This is a genomic window from Pseudomonas sp. Ost2 (assembly GCF_018326065.1).
GTDB lineage: Bacteria > Pseudomonadota > Gammaproteobacteria > Pseudomonadales > Pseudomonadaceae > Aquipseudomonas > Aquipseudomonas gingeri.
Genome location: NZ_AP021904.1, coordinates 4,620,590 through 4,640,633, shown reverse-complemented (window position 1 = coordinate 4,640,633; position 20,044 = coordinate 4,620,590). Strand labels below are relative to the sequence as shown.

The 20,044-nt window shown below is 62.8% G+C and carries 18 protein-coding genes; 14 read left to right on the top strand and 4 right to left on the bottom strand.

The features are described from left to right. Nucleotides 1-77: 77 nt before the first annotated feature. From KI243_RS20250 to KI243_RS20215, 8 genes are all read left to right on the top strand, one after another. Complete coding sequence (locus tag KI243_RS20250; RefSeq protein ID WP_212809822.1) at nt 78-743, top strand: GntR family transcriptional regulator; 666 nt, start codon at nt 78-80, stop codon at nt 741-743. A gap of 354 nt (nt 744-1,097) precedes the next feature. After that, nucleotides 1,098-1,952, top strand: a complete 855-nt coding sequence (locus tag KI243_RS20245) for an ABC transporter substrate-binding protein (RefSeq protein ID WP_017128140.1) — start codon at nt 1,098-1,100, stop codon at nt 1,950-1,952. 83 nt (nt 1,953-2,035) lie between these two features. Continuing rightward, the gene (locus KI243_RS33095) at nt 2,036-3,544 is read left to right on the top strand and encodes an amino acid ABC transporter permease/ATP-binding protein (RefSeq protein ID WP_017128141.1); all 1,509 of its coding nucleotides are present in this window, start codon (nt 2,036-2,038) and stop codon (nt 3,542-3,544) included. Between the two features lie 17 nt (nt 3,545-3,561). Further along, nucleotides 3,562-4,227: a GntR family transcriptional regulator gene (locus KI243_RS20235; protein WP_017128142.1), complete on the top strand. Its 666-nt coding sequence runs from the start codon at nt 3,562-3,564 to the stop codon at nt 4,225-4,227. Nucleotides 4,228-4,241: 14 nt separating this feature from the next. After that, nucleotides 4,242-5,093 (top strand): DUF1989 domain-containing protein, encoded by an 852-nt coding sequence (locus tag KI243_RS20230; protein ID WP_017128143.1) that lies wholly within the window; start codon nt 4,242-4,244, stop codon nt 5,091-5,093. Nucleotides 5,094-5,172: 79 nt separating this feature from the next. After that, the gene (locus KI243_RS20225; protein ID WP_017128144.1) at nt 5,173-5,925 is read left to right on the top strand and encodes a 5-oxoprolinase subunit PxpA; all 753 of its coding nucleotides are present in this window, start codon (nt 5,173-5,175) and stop codon (nt 5,923-5,925) included. Further along, entirely contained in the window at nt 5,922-6,626 is a 705-nt protein-coding gene (locus KI243_RS20220) for an allophanate hydrolase subunit 1 (RefSeq protein WP_103033016.1), read from the top strand. Before KI243_RS20225 ends, KI243_RS20220 begins: the two co-directional genes overlap by 4 nt. Continuing rightward, nucleotides 6,623-7,540 (top strand): biotin-dependent carboxyltransferase family protein, encoded by a 918-nt coding sequence (locus KI243_RS20215; RefSeq protein ID WP_177106268.1) that lies wholly within the window; start codon nt 6,623-6,625, stop codon nt 7,538-7,540. Before KI243_RS20220 ends, KI243_RS20215 begins: the two co-directional genes overlap by 4 nt. 51 nt (nt 7,541-7,591) lie before the next feature. Here KI243_RS20215 and KI243_RS20210 read toward each other — a convergent pair whose 3' ends face one another. From KI243_RS20210 to KI243_RS20200, 3 genes are all read right to left on the bottom strand, one after another. Further along, a complete protein-coding gene (locus tag KI243_RS20210; protein WP_212809821.1) occupies nt 7,592-8,623 on the bottom strand; it encodes a hydroxyacid dehydrogenase in 1,032 nt (343 codons plus the stop codon). Nucleotides 8,624-8,693: 70 nt separating this feature from the next. Then, a complete protein-coding gene (locus KI243_RS20205; protein ID WP_212809820.1) occupies nt 8,694-10,079 on the bottom strand; it encodes an MFS transporter in 1,386 nt (461 codons plus the stop codon). A 135-nt stretch (nt 10,080-10,214) separates the two neighbouring features. After that, nucleotides 10,215-11,117, bottom strand: a complete 903-nt coding sequence (locus KI243_RS20200; RefSeq protein WP_017128149.1) for a LysR family transcriptional regulator — start codon at nt 11,115-11,117, stop codon at nt 10,215-10,217. A gap of 122 nt (nt 11,118-11,239) precedes the next feature. Here KI243_RS20200 and KI243_RS20195 point away from each other — a divergent pair, with 122 nt between their 5' ends. From KI243_RS20195 to KI243_RS20185, 3 genes are all read left to right on the top strand, one after another. Next, nucleotides 11,240-11,902, top strand: coding sequence for an RraA family protein (locus KI243_RS20195; protein WP_177087642.1), 663 nt, complete (start codon nt 11,240-11,242; stop codon nt 11,900-11,902). Nucleotides 11,903-11,910: 8 nt separating this feature from the next. Then, nucleotides 11,911-13,119 (top strand): pyridoxal phosphate-dependent aminotransferase, encoded by a 1,209-nt coding sequence (locus KI243_RS20190; protein ID WP_177106266.1) that lies wholly within the window; start codon nt 11,911-11,913, stop codon nt 13,117-13,119. Between the two features lie 91 nt (nt 13,120-13,210). Continuing rightward, the gene (locus KI243_RS20185; protein WP_177129101.1) at nt 13,211-14,563 is read left to right on the top strand and encodes a cation:dicarboxylase symporter family transporter; all 1,353 of its coding nucleotides are present in this window, start codon (nt 13,211-13,213) and stop codon (nt 14,561-14,563) included. Here the strand turns inward: KI243_RS20185 and KI243_RS20180 are convergent. Continuing rightward, on the bottom strand, nt 14,497-15,699 hold the full coding sequence (locus KI243_RS20180; protein ID WP_212809819.1) for an NAD(P)/FAD-dependent oxidoreductase: 1,203 nt from the start codon (nt 15,697-15,699) through the stop codon (nt 14,497-14,499). The genes KI243_RS20185 and KI243_RS20180 overlap by 67 nt on opposite strands. Before the next feature lie 305 nt (nt 15,700-16,004). Between KI243_RS20180 and KI243_RS20175 the strand changes: the two genes are divergently transcribed. The 3 genes from KI243_RS20175 to KI243_RS20165 all read left to right on the top strand — a co-directional run bounded on the left by KI243_RS20175 (nt 16,005) and on the right by KI243_RS20165 (nt 20,039). Beyond that, complete coding sequence (locus KI243_RS20175; RefSeq protein ID WP_212809818.1) at nt 16,005-17,009, top strand: helix-turn-helix domain-containing protein; 1,005 nt, start codon at nt 16,005-16,007, stop codon at nt 17,007-17,009. 216 nt (nt 17,010-17,225) lie between these two features. After that, complete coding sequence (gene tauA / locus KI243_RS20170) at nt 17,226-18,212, top strand: taurine ABC transporter substrate-binding protein (RefSeq protein WP_017128155.1); 987 nt, start codon at nt 17,226-17,228, stop codon at nt 18,210-18,212. 642 nt (nt 18,213-18,854) lie between these two features. Next, on the top strand, nt 18,855-20,039 hold the full coding sequence (locus KI243_RS20165) for an efflux RND transporter periplasmic adaptor subunit (RefSeq protein ID WP_017128157.1): 1,185 nt from the start codon (nt 18,855-18,857) through the stop codon (nt 20,037-20,039). The last annotated feature ends 5 nt before the right edge of the window (nt 20,040-20,044 follow it).

Sequence of the window (20,044 nt, the reverse complement as noted above, 5' to 3'; positions counted from 1 at the left end):
AACCGCGATGATGTGGCTTGCTGCGGTCAGGTTGTCCCCAACCTGCCAGATAGAGCCTTCCTTCACTCGGATCTGATATGAGCTACCCAATCGGCGAAATTAAACACGCGTATCTAGGCACCAGCGTTTATTCCTCGCTGCGAGAAGCATTGGTCACCGGTAGGCTCAAGCCAGACGACAAACTGCGGATTCGAGACCTGGCCACCCAGTTGGGTACCAGCGTTACGCCAGTGCGCGACGCCATCCTGCAACTCGCCAAGGAACAGGCGCTGGTCATGCGGACCCCGAAAGACATCCGCGTGCCTTCCCTGACGCGCCAGCAATACCTGGAAATCCGCTCGGTGCGCCTGGCCCTGGAAGGGCTGGCCGCGGAAGCGGCTGCCGCGATGGTCACCGATGAAGACCTGCAGCGGATCGAAGACAACATCCGGGCAAATGTCGACGCCATCCAGCGCGAGGACATGGCCGAGGCGCTGAAGCTCAACCAGGCGTTTCACTTCTTCTTTGCCGACATCGCCCAGATGCCGCTGCTGCGCGGCTTTCTCGACAGCCTGTGGATGCGCACGGGCCCGCTGCTGGCCCTGGCCTACGATCACTTTTCGGAGCGGGTCGCGATCGAACACCACTGGGAGGTGCTGGCGGCGCTCAAGGTGCGCAATGGCGCTGCCGCCAGACAGGCCATTTGCACGGATATTCTCGACGGCAACGAGATGATGCTCGAATTTATCGAGTCGCAGGTGTGAAGCGAAAAGATCGTGAATCGCTACCGAGGGTGGCTTTAGGACCGTAGGCCGGGCACCAGGTCATCACGGCTGCTGCCGCCATTTCCGGTGGCAGGCCGTTTCCATTCGTAGCATCCCCCCGATAACGCCCACCCTCCAGCCGTCCCCGCCAAAACCACTTCCCATAATGTGGCATCCGGTAACGACTCGCACCGTCCGGGTGCGATTGTTGGTCCGAAAATCGGCATTTTCCAGACAATAAAATTCAAACGAGGACGATAGATCGTGTAGTGGCACGATATTAGCTTATTGGTTAAATCATGATTGTTGAACAATCGTGAATTCCATCTGGCTGTACCCACCGAGGATACGAACATGCAAAAAGCACTGACCGGCAAGAAAACCACGCGCCACCTGGTGGGGGCGCTGGCCCTGGCTTGCGTGGCCCCGCTGCTGTCCGCGGCGGAAATCAAGGGCACGCTCAAGCAGGGCGAGCTGTCGGTCGGTTCCGACCTGACCTATCCGCCCTATACCTACCTCGAGCAAAAGCAGCCCGCCGGTTTCGACCCCGAGTTCATGCAGTTGATGGGCAAGCAACTGGGGGTGACGCCGCGTTTTCTCGATACCCGTTTCGCCAACCTGATCCTCGGCGTCAATGCCCAGCGTTTCGACGTGGTCGCCTCGGCGCTGTACGTCACCCCGGAGCGCGCCAGGCAGGTGGATTTTCTCAGTTACCTGAAGACCGGCTCTTCATTGATGGTGCTCACCGCCAGCGACTTCCGCCCGCAACGTCCGGAAGATCTCTGCGGCAAGCGCGTGGGTTCGATCAAGGGCGCGTCCTGGGTGCCCAAGCTCGCCAAGGTTTCCGCCGAGTACTGCCTGCCCGCGGGCAAGCCGGCCATCGACTCGCGTGAATTCCCGACCTCGCCGGAAGTGGCCCAGGCCCTGCTGGCCAAGGCGGTCGACGTGCAGATGGAAGACCCCGCGGTCGCCAAGATCACCGTGCAGAAGCTGCAGGGCAAGACGGTGATCAGTTCCAGCGAACTGATCTATCCGGTGGTCATCGGCCTGGCCGTGCGCAAGGACAATCCGGCGCTGCTGCAGGAACTGACCACGGCCCTCGCGCAGATCCGGCAGAACGGCAGCTACGGCCAGTTGCTGGCCCGCTACAACCTGGACGAACCGACTGCCGGGGAAATCAGCGCGGCGCTGGGCACCCCGGCGCCTTGAGACAGGGCGCCGAGAGCAAACGGTAGCGGATTCATCGATGCTTTCCCGCTTGTGGAAAGCTCACGGTAACGCGGAGTAAGTACATGCAATTCGATTGGCACTACACCTTGGGTCTGTTGTGGAGCGGCGACTTCTGGCGCGCGGTGGCGACCGTGGTCGAGCTGAGCCTGGAAACCTGGTTGCTGGGTATCGTCCTCGGCTTTTTCCTGGCCCTGGCCCGACAGTCGCAACGACGTTTGCTGCGGGATGCGGCCGGGCTGTACATCTGGTTTTTCCGCAGCCTGCCGCTGCTGGTCCTGCTGATCTTCGTCTACAACCTGCCCCAGGTGTTCCCGTCCACCAGCGTGCTGCTGTCCAACCCGTATTCGGCGGGCCTGATCGCCCTGGTCCTCAGCGAGGCGGCGTATATCGCCGAGATCCATCGCGGCGGCCTGCTGGCCGTGGCCAAGGGGCAACTGGAAGCGGGCAAGGCCCTGGGCGTCGGCTATCGTGGTGTACAGCGGCTGATCGTGGTGCCCCAGGCGCTGCGAGTCGCTTTGCCGACACTGGCGAACGAGTACATCACCATCGTCAAGCTGACGTCGTTGGTCTCGGTGATTTCCCTGTCGGAAATCCTCCTGGTGGGACAACAGCTCTATACCCAGAACTTCCTGGTCATGGAGACCATGTTCGCCGTGGCCTTCTACTACGTGCTGATCGTCACGGTGTTCAGTCGCCTGCTGCGGGTGCTGGAGAACCATCTGGACGTGACCCGGCGCAAACCGAAGGGCCTCGCGCCGGCCGAACTCGGGCAGGTGGCGACAGGACGTGCCAGCGACCAGGCCGGGCGGGGTGAGTTTGCCCTGCAGGCGCGGGGCGTACGCAAGTCCTATGGCGAACTGGAAGTGCTCAAGGGGGTCGAGCTGAATGTGCGCTGGGGCGAGGTGGTGTCGATCATCGGGCCGTCGGGCTCGGGCAAGACTACGCTGATCCGGACCATGAACGGCCTGGAAAGCCTGGACCGTGGCGAGATCATCCTGCAGGGCCAGCCCTTTCTGCGGGGTACCAAGGAGGCGCAGGGCGCCCTGGGTGACAAGGTGCATATGCGCGGCATCGTCCATGTCGGCATGGTCTTCCAGGGCTTCAACCTGTTCCCGCACAAGACCGCGCTGGAGAACGTCATGCTCGCGCCGGTCTATCACGCCCATGGCGGCGGCGATGAGCTGCGCCTGTTGAGCCTGGCGCTGTTGCGCAAGGTGGGCATGCTCGAGCATGCCGGCAAGTACCCGCACCAGCTTTCCGGTGGCCAGCAGCAGCGCGTGGCGATTGCCCGGGCATTGGCCATGCGACCTTCGGTCATGCTCTTCGACGAGCCGACGTCGGCCCTGGATCCCGAGCTGGTCGGCGATGTCCTGGCGGTGATCGAGGACCTGGCCCGCGAAGGCATGACGATGGTGATCGTGACCCATGAAATGAACTTCGCCTTCAAGCTGTCGGACCGGGTGGTGTTCATGGAGGCGGGGGAGATCATCCAGAACGCCCCGCCGCGGGAAATGCTGGAACAGCGCAGCGAGCGCATGACCAGGTTCCTCAAAGACGTACAACTGGCGTGAGCCGAGGGAGTGCAACCGTGAGTCAATCCAAGGAAAAAAGCCTGTCGCTGCCGGACCAGGTCGCCATCGAGCTGCGCGAGGACATCATCGGCGGGCGCCTGTTGCCGGGCATGCCGCTGGTGGAAAGCGAGCTGGTCAATGCCTACAACGCTTCGCGCAACACGGTACGCGAGGCCCTGCACCAGCTGGGCCGCGAAGGCCTGACCAGCTATGTGCGCAACAAGGGCGTGATGGTGCGCCGGCTGGGTGTCGACGAAGTGCGCGATATCTTCAAGGTTCGCCGCACCCTCGAACTGCAGGCCATCGCCATGAGCAAGCCGCTGCGCGAGTACCAGTCCGACCTGATGCTCGAGGCCATCGAGGCCGCCCAACTGGCCCAGGACCGCGAGAACTGGCAGGCCTTCGGTACCCACAGCCTGCGCTTCCACCAGCATATCGTCGGGCTGATGCGCAGCCCGTTGTTCGATGAATTCTTCACCCATGTGGCGGCCCAGATGCGCCTGGTGTTTTCCAACGCGCCCAGCGAGGAAACCTTCCAGAAACCCTGGCTGGAACGCGACCGGCATATTCACGACCTGCTGGGCGACGGTCGCAAGAAGGAGGCCGAAGAAGCCATGAGCAGCTACCTCAACGATTCCGAACTGGTGCTGCTGGACATCCTCAGCAGCATCCCCAAACACTGAAGAGAGGAACCACCATGTACAAGGATTATCCAGCGGCCTACCAGGTCAGCAAAGGCGCCGCCCTGCAGGTCGACAAGGCGTTCTACGACCGCGTTCGTGACAACCGGGAAGGGCGCACGCTGATCGAGCAGTTCGAAGTGCCGATCCGCACCGGTCGTGCCTGGAAGGTCAAGGCCGGTGATGTGTTTCGCGTGACGACCCCGGTCGGCCCGCAGGTCGGCGACTTCAACGTATGGAGCGCCAACGACCCCCGCGAGCGCATGTGGGCCGCCCGTACCCGCCAGTTGCAGGGCGCCCACGTCACCACCTACGACCGCTTGTGGTCGAACCTGCCGTTCCTGCGGCCGATGGTCACCATCACCGATGACAGCCTGGCCGGCTACGGCATCGACGAGCATGGCGGTCGCCTGCACGACCTGCTGGGCACCCGCTGCGATCCCTACGTGAACAAGATGCTCACCGGCGAGGACTTCCATCACCATTGCCATTCCAACCTGACCCGCGCCGTGTTGCCCCATGGCCTGACCGAGTTCGACGTGCATGACGTGCTGAACATCTTCCAGTGCACCGGCCTCAATCACGATGACATGTACTTCATGAAAGCCTGCCCGGCCAAGCAGGGCGACTACCTGGAATTCTTCGCCGAAATCGATCTGCTGTGCGCGCTGTCCACCTGCCCCGGGGGCGACCTGTCGTTGCCGATGTGGGGCCCCGACGCCGAGGATCCGTTGAAGGTCTGCCGTCCGCTGGGCGTGGAAATCTATCGTCTCGACGAATCGTTGCTGGAGGGTTGGAAACAACCCGAGCGCGCCAGCTACAACGGCAACCACGGCCTGCTGATCCCCAAGGCCGATTGGGAAAAGTAACGGCGGGGCCTGTCTCCACCCGGGGCTCACCGGCCCCGGGGGTTTTGCAGTTTGGCTGTACAGCCAGGAATCCATAACAATGACGATACCCTTACTGAATTGCGATATCGGTGAAAGCTTCGGTGCCTGGACCACGGGCTGCGACGCCGACATCATGCCCTTTATCGATTGCGCCAACATTGCCTGTGGTTTCCACGCCTCCGACCCCAGCACCATGCGCAAGACCGTGACCTTGGCGCTGGCCCACGAAGTGCGTATCGGTGCCCATCCGGCCTACCCGGACCTGGTGGGTTTCGGCCGCCGCTCCATGAACTGCTCGCCGCAGGAAGTCGAAGACCTGATGCTCTACCAGATCGGCGCACTGGACGGCATTTGTCGCGCCCAGGGGGGCCGGGTGCAGTACGTCAAGCCGCACGGCGCGCTGTACAACGACATGATGCGCGATGCCCGGCAACTGCGTGCGGTGTTCAAGGCCGTGGCCGCCTATGAGGGCGAATTGCGGTTGATGCTGATGGCCCAGCGTGACAACGGCACCGCCCTGGCCCTGAGCGCGGAATACGGTGTCCCGCTGTGGTTCGAGGCCTTTGCCGATCGCGCCTACGATCCGAGCGGGCACCTGGTTTCCCGGAGCGTGCGCGGTGCGGTTCATCATGACCCCGACACGGTGATCAACCAGGCCGTGACCCTGGCCCGTGGCGAAGACCTGATCGCCAGCGACGGCAGTGCCCTGAGCCTGCGGGTCGATACGATCTGCGTGCATGGCGACAACGACAGTTCGATCGCCGCCGTGCAGCGTATTCGCGTGGCTCTCGGGGAGTTGCGGCCGGTATGAGGATTCGCATCGAAATCGTTGCCATCGACTGCCTGATGGTCCGCCTGTTCGACGCCATCGACGAGGCGAACATGCCGTGGATGCTGGCGGCCTCGCGGCGTCTGCGCGAGCGCTTCGGCCTCGGTCTGATTGACCTGGTACCGTCCTACACCACGCTGCTGGTGCACTACGACCTGCGCCGGCTGCTGGCGGCGCAGGCCCGGCAGTTGATCGCCGAAGCGCTCGACGGTTTGCAACCGGATACCGGCGGCAGTGGTCGCAGCCACCGCCTGCCGACCTGGTACGACCCCAGGGTGGGGCCTGAGCTCAAGCGGTTGGCGCAGCGCAGCGGATTGTCCGTCGCCGAGGTGATCGAGCGTCACAGCCGCCATGAGTACCAGGTGTTTGCCTTGGGTTTTGTCCCTGGTTTTGCCTTTATGGGCCTGGTCGAGGAAAGCCTCGCCAGCCCGCGACTGAACACACCGCGCAAGCGCGTGGCGGCCGGCAGCGTCGGTATCGCCGAGCGCCAGACCGCGGCCTACCCGCAGGCCTCTCCTGGTGGCTGGAACCTGATCGGACGTACACCGGTAAAACTGTTCGACCACTCGCTGGAGGGCTACAGCCTGCTGCAACCCGGCGACCGGGTACGCTTCGAAGCTGTCTGCCATGACGAGTTCATCCGCCTGGGTGGCGACGACACACCGCTGGAGGCATTGCCATGAGTGGCTTGCGGGTAGAACGCAGTACCCCCCTGGTGCTGTTGCAGGACGCTGGCCGCTTCGGCATTCGCCAGCTTGGCGTGACCCAGGGCGGCGCCACCGATTGGATATCGATGTCCTGGGCCAACTGGCTGCTGGGCAATCCGCTGGAGGCGGCGGTGATCGAGATCACCCTCGGCGGCCTGGAACTGATCGCCGGGGAGGATGTATGCCTGGCCCTGGCGGGGGCCGACCTCGATGCCAGTCTCGACGGCCAGCCGTTGCAACCCTGGCGAAGTTTCCTCGTGCGCCGTGGCCAGCGGTTGATCTTCAGCCAGCCGATCCGGGGTGCACGCGCCTACCTGGCGGCACCGGGTGGTTTCGATGCAGCGCCTGTCATGGGCAGCAAGGCCACCGTCTGCCGGGAAGGCCTGGGTGGTCTCGACGGCTCGGGGTTGGCGCTGGCGGCGGGGGATCGGCTGGCCTGGTCCGGCACTTCGCCGCAGCCTCGGCAACTGGAGGCGCATCGAATCCCCGACCTGGGCTCGTCCAGGCCGCTGGAAACCGTGCTGGGCGCGCAGATCGCCGACTTCGCCGGGCAGAGTCTGTTCGATGCCTTCAACAGCGTCTGGCAGGTCGATTCGAGGGCTGACCGCATGGGCGTGCGCCTGCTCGGTCCGAGCTTGCATTACCAGGGCAAGGCGCTGATCTCCGAGGGCATTCCGCTGGGGGCTATCCAGGTGCCGCCAGATGGCCAGCCGATCATCCTGCTCAACGATCGCCAGACCATCGGCGGCTACCCGCGCCTGGGGGCCCTGACTCCGCGCTCGCTGGCCCGCCTGGCGCAGTGCCTGCCGGGTGACAACCTGCGTCTGTCGCCGGTGGTCCAGGAGGTTGCGCAGGAGCAGCACCTGCGCCTCCTCGCGCAATGGCATTGACGCAAGCGCCGACAACCACGTGCGTTTTTCGGGCGTGGTTGCGGCGCACCTTCATGCCGTTTTCCGCAGCCGTTCCAGGAAGTGTTCCCAGACCTGGGGGTTGAGCAGGTGAGGCGGGCGCTCGCCACGGAGCAGGGCCTGGATCTGTTGGGCGGACGAACGGGCGACGTTGCGCCGGCCACCCACGCTGACGCCGGCGGTGTGGTAGGTGGCGATCACGTTTTCCAGCGCCAGCAATGGCGCGCCGTGGGGTGGCGGTTCCACGGCCCAGACATCCAGTCCGGCACCGGACAGATGACCGTCTTTCAGCGCTTCATACAGTGCCACCTCATCGTGGATTCCGCCGCGGGCGGTGCTGATGAACACCGCTCCCGGCTTCATCGCGGCGAACTGTCTTTCGCCCATGAGATGACGGGTTGATGCGTTGAGCGGGCAGTGCAGCGAGACGTAATCCGACGCGGCCAGCAGTTGCTCGAGCGTCGCCGGTTGCGCCCCGCGTTGGCGAAGAGTGCCCTCGTCCAGGTGCGGATCATAGGCCAGCACCTGCATGCCGAAGCCTCGGGCCACCCTGGCGGTGCGCTCGCCAATCACGCCAAGGCCGATGATGCCCAGGGTCGCCCCATGGATTTCCTCGCCCATCAGTTCTTCGCGGGCGAAGCCACTGTCTGTCCGCAGTCGTCGGTTGGCGGGGATGATCCGCTTGGCCAGGGCCAGGATCAGGCCGAAGGTATGTTCGGCCACCGAGTTCGCGTTGGCCCCGGCCTGGTTGACCACGGCGATGCCGGCGCGGGTGCAGGCGCCGACATCGACGGTGTCGTAGCCCGCGCCGCCGCTGGAGACGCAGAGCAGGTCCGGGCAGCGCTCTATCAGGGCGGCGTCGGCGAACCACTGGCGCGGCAGTTCATCCTTGGCCGCGCTGACGTGGTAGGCCGCCGAGCGGGCCAGGCCTGCCCAGACGCCATCTTCGTCCGCGCGCGCCAGGCATTGCAGGCGCAATGCCGGGGTTGCCCGGATCAGTTCGTCGAAGATCGGATTGATCCACAGGTCCAGGCGGCTGACAATTTTGCTCGGTGAGCTGGACATACTCGGTCCTTTATCGGGGAGGGCCATGATTCAAAAGACCTGATGCAAAGCTCTGATGCACAGGGCTTGCTCAAGGGCGTGACAGGGCCGGTTGACGGTCCGTTATCACCTGGTCCGCCGTCGCGGCGATCGCGCTTTTCGGCCGCGGCTCGACCATGGTCAGCAGGATGATGAAGGTCAGCAGGGAACAGGCACCGAGGAAGGCGAAGACCAGGTTCCAGCTGTAGGCATCGAGCAGCACGCCGACGACAAACGGGGCGAAGGCACCGCCCAGCGAACCGCCGGTATTGACGATGGACGCGGCGAACGGGACCTTGTCCTTGACCGCCAGGCCCATGGGGTAGACCAGGAATGTCGAATAGCCGATGTTGAGCAGAATGCCGGTCAGCAGGAAGATGCCGGCCAGCAGCGCCGGATCGTCCGGCGAGTTCAGCAGCACGACCATCATCACGAGGGTCGCCAGGGCGGTGATCAGCATGGCCGGCTTGCGACGGCGGTCGAAGACCTTGTCCGAAAGCCAGCCGCCCAGCAGATTGCCGATGATCGCACCGACCCAGGGGAAGGCCGCCACGGCCCCCATCTTCAGGACGGAGTAATGCTTGACCGAGACCAGGTACGTCGGCACCCAGGTCATGATGGTGTAGGTGATGCCCACCATGAGGAAGTAACCCAGCGCGCAGGCCCAGACGTTCCATGACCTGAGGATACTGGCGTTGTCCGGCAGCAGGTCCATTTCACGGCTGCGGATAAAACGGTCCAGCCAGCTGTGGCGGGGCGCCAGGGTGGTCGCGGGCCTGGCTTGAGGCGTATCGGTTTCCTGGATGTAGCGCTTTTCGGCTTCCGAGCAGTGTTTGCTCTGGGACGGATCATCCTTGACATAGAACCACCAGAGCGCCGCGATCAGCAGGCCCGGGAAGGCAAAGAGGTAGAACACTTCCCGCCAGCCATACAGGCTGACGATCAACGCGCACAGCGGCGGGACAAAGGCGGGGGCAAACTTGATCGACGACATGAAGATGCCGGTCGCCAACCCTTTTTCCCGTGACGGGAACCAGCGATTGATGATCGAGACGATGCCGATATTGATCGGGCCCTCGGCCGCGCCCAGCAAGGCCCGGGCGAACTTCAACTGCAGCACGCTGCTGGTCATGCCGATCAATAACGTCGATAACGAAGTGAGGACCAGGGAGGCGGTCAGGAGATTGCGAATTCCGAAGCGACTGAACAAGTAACCGGCGGGAATCTGCACCACGGCATAAGTGAGATAGAACAGGCTGGCCAGCGCACCGATATCGGTATTGCTGAGACTATATTCCTGCTTGATGAAGGGCACCACGACCCCGATATTGGCCCGGTCCGCACCGGCGATCATATAGGCGAGGAAAAACAATATGGCGACTATCCAGCGGAAGCCGCCTCTCTTGGGAGGAGTAATACGAGATGCTGGCGAATTCATCGAATGACCCGGTATTTTTCTTATTTGGAAAATAAATACTAGGGTCAGCCGGGGAATATCTTTAGCGATATTTAGGACTCGAATACCATCACTTTTTTTCCGATAACGGCATGGAAAGTTTCATCCGCGGTGTGATCAGCGGGCAATCAGCAGTTTGGAAAAATCACACAGTTGCTGCGCCATCTCGGCGATCTCGGCACTCACCCCCACCCAGCGATCCGCCCGGTGCAAGGTGATGTAGGGGGCGTCCGGGAGAGCGGGCTCGCACTGCAGCTCGCACAGGTCGCCACGGTCGAGCAGGTGGGCCAGGCAATCCCTGGGCAGATAGGCGATACCAAGACCGGAGGTCGTCAGGCCGACCTGGGCGAGCAGGTTGTTGACGTTGATGGTGCGCGCGAAATCCACGCCCTGCGTGGCAAACCATCGCTGGTAGTGCAGGCCCGCCCCGGAAGACGTGCCCTGGGTCAGCAGCTTCTGGTCCGCCAGTTCCGCCAGGGACCAGACGCGGTTGCTATCGAGCAGTCGCGGCGAGCACATCCACACATTCCTGACGCTCTGCAATTCGAGACTGACAAAGCGCGGGTCGGCGTAGACCGCCGGTGCGACGATCAGATCCAGCTGGTCCTGTTCGAGCTGGCGAAACAAACCCGAGCCGACATCCACCGAGGGCTCCAGCTGCAACCTCGGGTAGACGGCATTGACGCGTTCCACCAGCGCGGGCAGCCAGGTCATTGCCGTCAGTTCGGTGACTCCCAGGCGAAAGCGGCCCACCAGCGCCGATTTGTCGCTGACCTCGCCGAGCATCTGGTCGCGCCGCATCAGCAGGTCGCTGGCGTGGGCCAGTAAAAGAGCGCCCTTTGGGGTCAGGCGCGAAGTACGCCGCGTGCGGTCGAACATGGCGACATTGAAGGTTTCTTCCAGCTCGGCGATACGCTTGGAAATCGCCGACTGGGACATGTGCAGTTTGTCTGCGGCAGCTTCGAAACTGCCGAGCTGGGATATCCAATAGAGGGCTTCCAGCTGCTTGAACGTGACCATCGACATAACCTTGTGATTACTAAAAGAGATGATAAATCATATATAAATATCGCTAAAAGTATGATTTGAGACTCACTACTATCGGTTTGTCGTGATAACAAACCCAATAAGTAGGGCATCTTATGTTACTTCCAGGCACTCGTATCAACCCCTCGGTTGCGACCGCTTCCAATTCCCTGATCGAAGCCTTTGCATCCGTGGTGACACCTCATATCAGCGATAACCTGGGCCGGCATATCGGTGCCCGCGGCCTGACGCGTTATAACCGCACGGGCAAGTTGGTGGGTACGGCGCTGACGGTCAAGACCCGTCCGGGCGACAACCTGTATATCTACAAGGCCCTGATGATGTTGAAGCCGGGCCATGTCCTGGTGATTGATGGCCAGGGCGATACCAACAATGCGGTCATCGGCGAGCTGATCAAGTTGTATGCCCTGCAACGCGGTTGTGTCGGCTTTGTCGTCGACGGTGCCATCCGTGACGTGGCGAGCTTCGAGAACACCCCCTGCTATGCCAGGGCCGTGGTGCACTGCGGGCCGTACAAGACCGGGCCGGGCGAGATCAACGTGCCGGTGTCCATCGGCGGGATGGTGATCAACCCGGGGGATATCGTGGTCGGCGACGAGGATGGACTGGTTGCCTTTTCCCGGGACGCGGCCGAGGAAGTCCTGGCCAAGGCCCGCGAACACGAAGCCCACGAAGAGCGGGTGAAGGCCGAGATCGCCACCCACGCGGTCGAGCAATCGTGGATCACCAACGCCCTTGTCAAAGCCGGCCTGATGTGAGAACAACCATGAGCACAGCACTGCTTTCCCGGCGGGTCCTGAGCATCGCGCCTTCGCCCAGTATCGCGGCCAACGCCCTGGTGGCGACATTGCGGGCGCAAGGCCGGGACATCGTCAATTTCACCGTGGGCGAGCCTGACCTCGCCACCTCGGCGCACATCGTCGAGGCGGCCCGGGCGGCGATGCTGGCGGGGGAGACCCACTACACCAATACCCTCGGCACGCCCGCGCTGCGCAAAGCCATCGTGACCAAGCTGCAGCGTGACAACGGCCTCGAATACACGGTCGATCAGGTCGTCGCGGCCGCCGGTGGCAAGCAGATCATTTTCGAAGCGCTGGCGGCGACGCTCAATCCCGAAGACGAAGTCATTGTTCATACGCCCTATTGGGTGTCGTACCCGGATATCACCAAGCTCAACGGGGGAACCCCGGTTGTCGTCGTCGGGCATGAAGGCAACGGCTTCAAGCTGACGCCGGAGGAGCTGGAAACCGCCATCACCGCGCGGACGAAGTGGCTGATCCTCAACTCCCCGAACAACCCCAGTGGCGCGGTGTATTCCCTGCAAGAGTTGCAGGCGCTGGCCCAGGTGTTGCGCAAGCACCCCCACGTACTGGTCATGGCCGATGAGATCTACGAACACTTCGTCTACACCGAGGGTGGGCATGTCTCTTTCGGCAACGCGGCGCCCGACCTGAAAGAGCGCACGCTGATCGTCAACGGCGCTTCGAAAGGTTATGCCATGACCGGTTGGCGCCTGGGCTTCGGCGCCGGCCCGACCTGGCTGATCGCAGCCATCGGCAAGCTGCTTTCGCAAAGCACCACCTGTCCCAGCTCTATCAGCCAGGCGGCTGCCGTGGCGGCATTTGCCGGCGATCAGGCACCGGTCCGCGCCATGGCAAGCCTCTACAAGGCTCGTCGCAATCTCATGCTGGATCTGCTGTCCGCCATCCCCGGCCTCAGCTGTGTCATCCCGGATGGCGCGTTCTACGTGTTTGCCAACGTGGCAGGGCTACTCGGTCGCCAGGTCCCGCAAGGATGGACACTGCGTACCGATGCCGACGTGGTTCGCTACTGGCTGGAAGAGGCCGGCGTGGCAACGGTGGTCGGCGATGCCTATGGCCTCAGCCCCTACGTGCGTCTCTCTTTCGCAAGCGGCGATAGCTTGATCCGGGAAGGTTGCGCGCGCCTTCTCAACGCCTGCCAGGCGTTACGCTGATCGGCCACCCAGAGCCGACAGTCATCAGGGGAGGGCTCTGCCTCCCCTTTGAAAACAAGATCCTGCCACTGACATTACCTGTGAGACGGACATGCATAAACCTCGTATTCCCCTGGTCGTTCAGATCCTGATCGGCCTGATCCTCGGCATTGCTGTCGGCGCGTTGCTCAATCATGCCCCCGACGCACGCCCCTGGCTTACCGAAAACCTGCTGCAGCCGGCCGGCGACCTGTTCATCAAGCTGATGAAGATGATCGTCATTCCCATCGTGTTCTGCTGCATGGTGGTTGGCGTCGCCGGCCACAGCGACCGCAAGGCGCTCGGTCGCATGGGCGTGAAAACCCTGCTGTATTTCTTCGCCGTGACCACCACCGCGATCATTGTCGGCCTGGTGATCGGCAATCTCCTGCAACCGGGTGCTGGCACCGATCTGCACAGCCTCAAGGCCGCCAGCGTCAGCCTGCCGGCCGGCACCGGACACCAGGGGGTCATGGGCCTGCTGTTGGGCATCGTGCCGGACAACATTGTCGACGCCATGGCCAAGGGCAACCTGCTGCCGGTGCTGTTCTTCGCGGTGATGTTCGGACTGGCGCTGTCCGGCTTGCCCGATGAGCGTAGAGAGCCGGTGCTGGCGGTATTCAGGGGGCTGAGCGATGCGATGTTCCGGATCACCTCGATGGTCATGGCCTACTCGCCCATCGGTGTATTCGGCATGATCGCCGTGACCGTCGCCAGCTTCGGCTTCTCCTCCCTCCTGCCGTTGGCGAAGCTGATCCTGGTCACCTACGTGGCGCTGGTCCTGTTCGCCGTGCTGGTGCTGGGCAGTATCGCGCGGATGGCCGGTGTCTCGATTTTCGGCCTGATCCGGCATATCAAGGATGAACTGGTCCTGGCGTTTTCCAGTGCCAGCTCGGCGGCGGTGATGCCACAGCTGATGGTCAAGCTGGAGAAGTTCGGCGTACCCCGGGAAGTGGTGTCCTTTGTGGTGCCGGTCGGCTACTCGTTCAACCTGGATGGGGCCTCGCTGTTCCTCGGCATCGGCACCCTGTTCGTCGCCCAGCTCTACGGGATAGAACTGAGCCTTTCCCAGCAGGCGGTCCTGGTCATCACCATGGTCCTCACCTCCAAGGGCGCGGCAGGCGTGCCCGGCTTCATGTTCGTGATCCTCTCGGCGACCCTGGCCAGCGCCGGGCTGCCGCTGGAAGGCATTGCCTTCATTGCCGGGGTCTACAGGGTCATGGACATGGGCACCACGACCCTGAACGTGCTCGGCAATGCCCTGGCTCCCCTGGTGATCGCACGCTGGGAACGGCGGGGCCTGACAGTCGAGGCGCGAGACGCAGAGTCCCGCGCTTCAGAGGCTCGGCCCGCCGATATTCAGGCCACCGGAATCAGTGGATCGGCCGATGCCAGCGCCGTCGCACGCTCGGCGGCTGGTGGATAGATCCATACCGTGTTGATACTGGTCTTGAGCTGCTTGGCTTCATCCTTGACCAGTTTCAACTGACGGTCCCAACCCTCGGTGTACACCGCGCCCCAGGTGCCCAGGTCCAGGCAGGTCACATACTTGGGCTGGCTGTACGGCTTGGCCGGTACGCCGATCAGCTCGGCGGCGACGTTGTTGCCCGCATGCCGTCCCAGCGAAATCGCATGCTGGCAGGACATCGCGGCCACGTTGCCCAGTTCGTCGGTCGCCGCATAAGCGACATCACCGGCCGCATATACGGCGTCCTGGCCGAGCACCTTGAGGTGCGGGTCGACGTACAGGCGACCCAACGGGTCGCGTTCGCCGGGAATCTGCGCGGTCAACGGGTTGGCCCGGAACCCCACGGTCCAGATCACGGTCTTCGCTTCGATGCGGCGACCATCCGCCAGGGTGACCCCGTTCGAGTCCACCGACGCCACCGAGGCATCCAGGCACCACTCGATACCCAGGTCGGCAGATGCCTGGGCAATCGACGGGCTGATGCCTTGGCCGAATGCCGCACCGATGGCATTGCCGCGATCGACAACGATGACCTGGACCTTGGCGTGTTCGCCCAACACCGCACGCAGGCGGGCCGGCATTTCGGTGGCCGTCTCGATCCCGGTGAAGCCACCGCCACAGACGATGACGGTGTTGCGCGCCGGCGACTCGGGTTGATTGCCGAGGGCCTTGAGGTGCTTCTCCAGGGTGCAGGCGGCTTCGATGGAGTCGACGTCGAAGGCATGTTCCACGCCCTCGAGCTTCGGCCGCACCACCTGGCTGCCCGTGGCCAGCACCAGGCGATCGTAGTTCAGCCCGGCCCGGGCGCCGTCGGGGCCAAGGTATTCGACACGCCGGGTGGCGGTGTCGATCCGGTCCGCCTGGCCTTCGACAAAGTGGATGCCGGTCGCGTCGAACAACGCCACCAGCGAAGCTTTCATCTCGTGTACATCGGGCTCATAAAAACGCGGGCGGATACGCAGTTCGGGTTGCGGGGCGAGGACGCTGATGCGCACATCATCGCTACGGCCATTCAGATCCAGTTGGCGCGCAGCGCTCAATGCGCTCCAGACACCGGCAAATCCCGCACCGACGATCAAGATATGTTGTTTCATCTTTTTTGTTCCTGGTTTGAATGACAGGGGACTTTTATATAAGGCACGACAGTGTTTTGAACTTGTCGCGTTGCGCGTTATGCAAGTCTGATAAAGAGTTTTTGATTAAGTGGGTAGCTCAGGTTGTTATTGATACTAGAGGCGCAAGTGTCCATGGGTAAATGACATAAAACCCTGATATTGCGCCAACGCCGGGCGGGTCGTGACCGGTGGGGGCTTGCGGGCGCCGACGGCAAGAATGTATACCCCTCCAGGCAAGCGCTGCCGATGGGCAACGTATTTCATCCGTCGAAGAGTTTTAACGAATGACCGCTCATGCCGCCGCCGAGGTGTCCAATCGCCCTCGTACCATCCTGTTCCTGGCCTATCCGGAAATGGGGCTGCTCGACCTGACGGGTGCACAAACCGTGTTCTGGGCCGCAACCAAGGCCATGGCGGAGCGGGGGCTGCCCGGTTATGAACGGCCGACGGCGAGTATGACCGGTGGGCCGATACGCACCGCGGAGGGCCTGGTCGTCGAGACCCAGGCCTTGTCCGGGTTTGCCGGCCAGGCCGTGGATACGGTTATCGTGCCGGGGGCTCCGGAAATCCTGCGGGCCCTGGAAAACTCGGGCGAGCTGATCGAGTGGATTGCGGCGGCGGCGCCCACCGTGCGCCGGACGGCGTCGGTCTGCAGCGGTGCGTTTCTCCTGGCCCAGGCGGGCCTGCTCGAGACCAAGCGCGCGGTGACCCACTGGGCGATGTGCGACATGCTCAAGTCACGCTTCTCGACGATCGAAGTCGACCAGGATGCGATTTTCATACAGCAGGGCGGGGTGTGGACCTCGGCCGGGGTGACCGCGGGGATCGACCTGGCGTTGGCCCTGGTCGAGGCCGATTGCGGGCGCGACGTGGCGATGCAGGTGGCGCGTGAACTGGTGGTGTTCATGAAGCGTTCCGGCGGGCAGTCACAGTTCAGCGAAATGTTGCAGGCCCAGATGCAGGACGGGGGCGCCTTTGCCGGCTTTCATGAATGGCTGGGCCGGAACCTCGGGCGCGATGACTTGAGCGTCGAAGTGCTGGCCGGCCAGGCGGGCATGAGTGCCCGCAACTTCAGCCGGGTCTACAAGCAGAAGACCGGGCGCAGTCCGGCGAAGGCCGTGGAGATTTTTCGCCTGGAAGCGGCGCGACGGTTGCTCGAGGACTCCGATCGCAACATCGACCAGATTGCCTCTGCCTGCGGTTTCGGCGACGAAGAGCGCATGCGCATGACTTTTCAACGCAATCTCGCGGTTTCCCCCCGGGATTATCGCAGCAGGTTTTCCCGGTGATCGGGCTGCTTCAGCGCCAATCAGGCAGGTCCGGCCCCGTTGCGCCTTCTCTAAGCTAAGTCCAAAACGGTATTTAAAAGATATCTTTTAGAACGTTTAATCTAGTCCGACTACGCCACTCGGCGGTCCTGGTCGGACGTTCAGTCCCTGCGTTCCTCCGCGCGCCCACGCCCGAAGAGTGGAACACCACCCTTCAGTTCGCAGGTCCACCACGCCATGAATGTCCTATCGCTGAGCCGTAAATTGATTGCCCTGCTGGGGGTTGTCGGTATTTCCCTGGGGGCCCATGCGGCCGATCTGACCATCGGCTATATCACCGGCATCGACCCCACCAAGCTGCCCATCGCCGATGGCACCTTCGACAAGGTCATTGGCGAGAAGATCAACTGGCGTCGGTTCGATGCCGGGCCGGCGGTGATTGCGGCCATGGCCTCCGGCGACCTGCAGATCGGCAACCTGGGCTCGAGCCCGTTGGCCGCGGCCGCCTCGCGCAAGTTCCCGCTGGTGGCGTTTATCGTCACCTCGCAGATCAAGGGCTCCGAGGCCCTGGTGGTGCGCGACGGCAGCGGGATCAAGAGTCCCCAGGATCTGATCGGCAAGACCATCGCCACCCCCTTCGTTTCGACTTCCCACTACAGCCTGCTGGGGGCGCTCAAGCACTGGAACCTGGACCCCGGCAAGGTGAAAGTGGTCAATCTGTCTCCGGCGGAAATCACCGCGGCCTGGAAACGCGGTGATATCGACGGCGCCTTTACCTGGTCGCCGGCACTGGGCGAAATCCGCAAGACCGGGAAGATTCTCACCGATGCCGGTGAAGTCTCGCAGTGGGGCTCGCCGACCTTCGAGGTCTGGGTGGCGCGCAAGGACTTCGCCGAAAAACACCCGGAAGTACTGAAGAAGTTCACCCAGGTCAGCCTGGCGGCGATTGCCGACTACAACGCGCACAAGGCCGAGTGGACCGCCGACTCCGAGCAGGTCAAGACCATCGCACGTTTTACCGGCGCCAATCCGGTGGATATTCCGGAACTGCTGGAAGGCTCGCATTTCCCCGGCGCCGCCGAGCAGACGTCCGCGCAGCTGCTGGGCGGCGGCACGGTCAAGGCGGTTGCGCAAACCGCCGAGTTCCTGAAGGAGCAGGGCAAGATCGAGAGCGTTCTTCCTGACTACTCGCCCTATGTCAGCGACAAATACATCGCGCAATAAGCATCCCGCCATTGACCCCTGAAGCCACTCGATCGAGTGGCTTTTTTCTGGCTGTCGTCGAGGTGCCCGCCGGCTCGGCCCATACGTACGCGGGCACATTCATTGTCGCTTCAATGGCGACGCCCGGGCGCAGGGCGCGTTATTCATGCCTGTCGCGATCATACGCATGATCCAGCCTGCGACGCAGAGTCCCTGAATTGTCGCCCCTGCGGCGACTAACAGTATCACTTCTCGTTATTTATCCAGGTGATCCGCTGCGTCATCATTCAGCCATGGACAACGAAAACCCGGCGGCAGTGACGATATCGACGAAAGAGCGGATCACCTCCGCTGACCGGGCTCATGGCGCGGGGCTCCCTTGTCGAGTGATGCAGACATCCGTGCGTTATTGGCAGGCATGGCTCAGTGAGTAAATGTTTCAGTAAGTAATTGGTTCACTGATTGAATAGTGCCGTGACGTAAATAGTGTCGTGAAGTAATCCGCGCCTTTATCAACCTGTTATCCGCCCGGCCGAAGTTCCGGGCGAGAGCCTCCTTGCGCCCGGAAAACCTGTTTTCAAGTTTTAAAGAACTGCAGAAAACCGAAGAAGTTGTTTTTCGATAACTGCGTGCACTGTTATTCAACGAGTAGGAGATAAATAAATGATCGCCCATCCCCAACGACTTTCCGTCGTGTTGAGTGCGCTCTTAGTGGCCGGCACTGCCGGGATCGCCGTGAAGTATGGCGGTCATTTTTCCCCCGTCGGCACGGCTCATGCGGCGGAGGTCGCCCAGGCCCCCAGGACCGAAGTGGACGTCGCCACCGTGGTCTTCAAGTCCGTCAGCGAGTGGCAGCCGTACTCCGGTCGTCTCGAAGCCGTCGGCAAGGTGGAGATCCGCCCGCTGGTTCCCGGCACCCTGGTTGCCGTGCATTTCAAGGATGGCGCCTTGGTCAGGAAAGGGGAACCCTTGTTCAGCATCGACCCGCGCACTTACCTGGCCGAAGTGGACCGCGCCGCGGGACAACTGGCGGCTGCCGAATCCCGCGCGCTCTACACGGCCACGGATGCCGGCCGCGCGGCACGCCTGGTCGATCAGAACGCGATTTCCAAGCGTGATTTCGATGAGAAGCAGAATGCCGCTCGGGAAGCCAGCGCCAACGTCAAGGTGGCCAGGGCCGCCCTGGATGCGGCCAGGGTCAATCTGTCCTACACCGAAATCACCGCGCCCATCACCGGCCGCGTCTCGCGCGCCGAGCTGACCGTCGGCAACGTGGTGTCGGCCGGTGCCGCGGCGCCCGTGCTGACGCGCCTGGTATCGGTGTCGCCCATCTATGCCTCGTTCGACGTCGATGAGCAGACCTACCTGCGCTATCTGAACCAGTCCTCGGCCCAGCCCGCTCCGGTGTCCCTCGGCCTGGCCAACGAAGACGGCTTTTCCCGCACGGGGGTCGTCGACTCCATCGACAACCAGTTGGACACCCAGTCCGGAACCATCCGTGTGCGCGCCCGTTTCGACAATGCCAACGGTGCGCTGCTGCCGGGTTTGTACGCACGTCTCCAGGTCGGTGGCGGCAAGCCCGCGGATGTCGTGCTGGTGGACGATTCGGCGATCGGCACCGACCAGGCGAAGAAATTCGTCCTGCTGGTGGGCGAAGGCGACAAGGTCGAGTACCGCGAAGTCACCCTGGGCAACCTGCATGAAGGCTTGCGCATCATCACCTCCGGCCTCAAAGCCGGTGATCGGGTGATCGTCAGCGGTGTGCAGCGGGTGCGTCCGAACGACAGCGTCCACGCCAACAGCGTCGACATGGCGAACATCAGCCGTGCTGCGAAGCCTGCGGCTTAACGCGA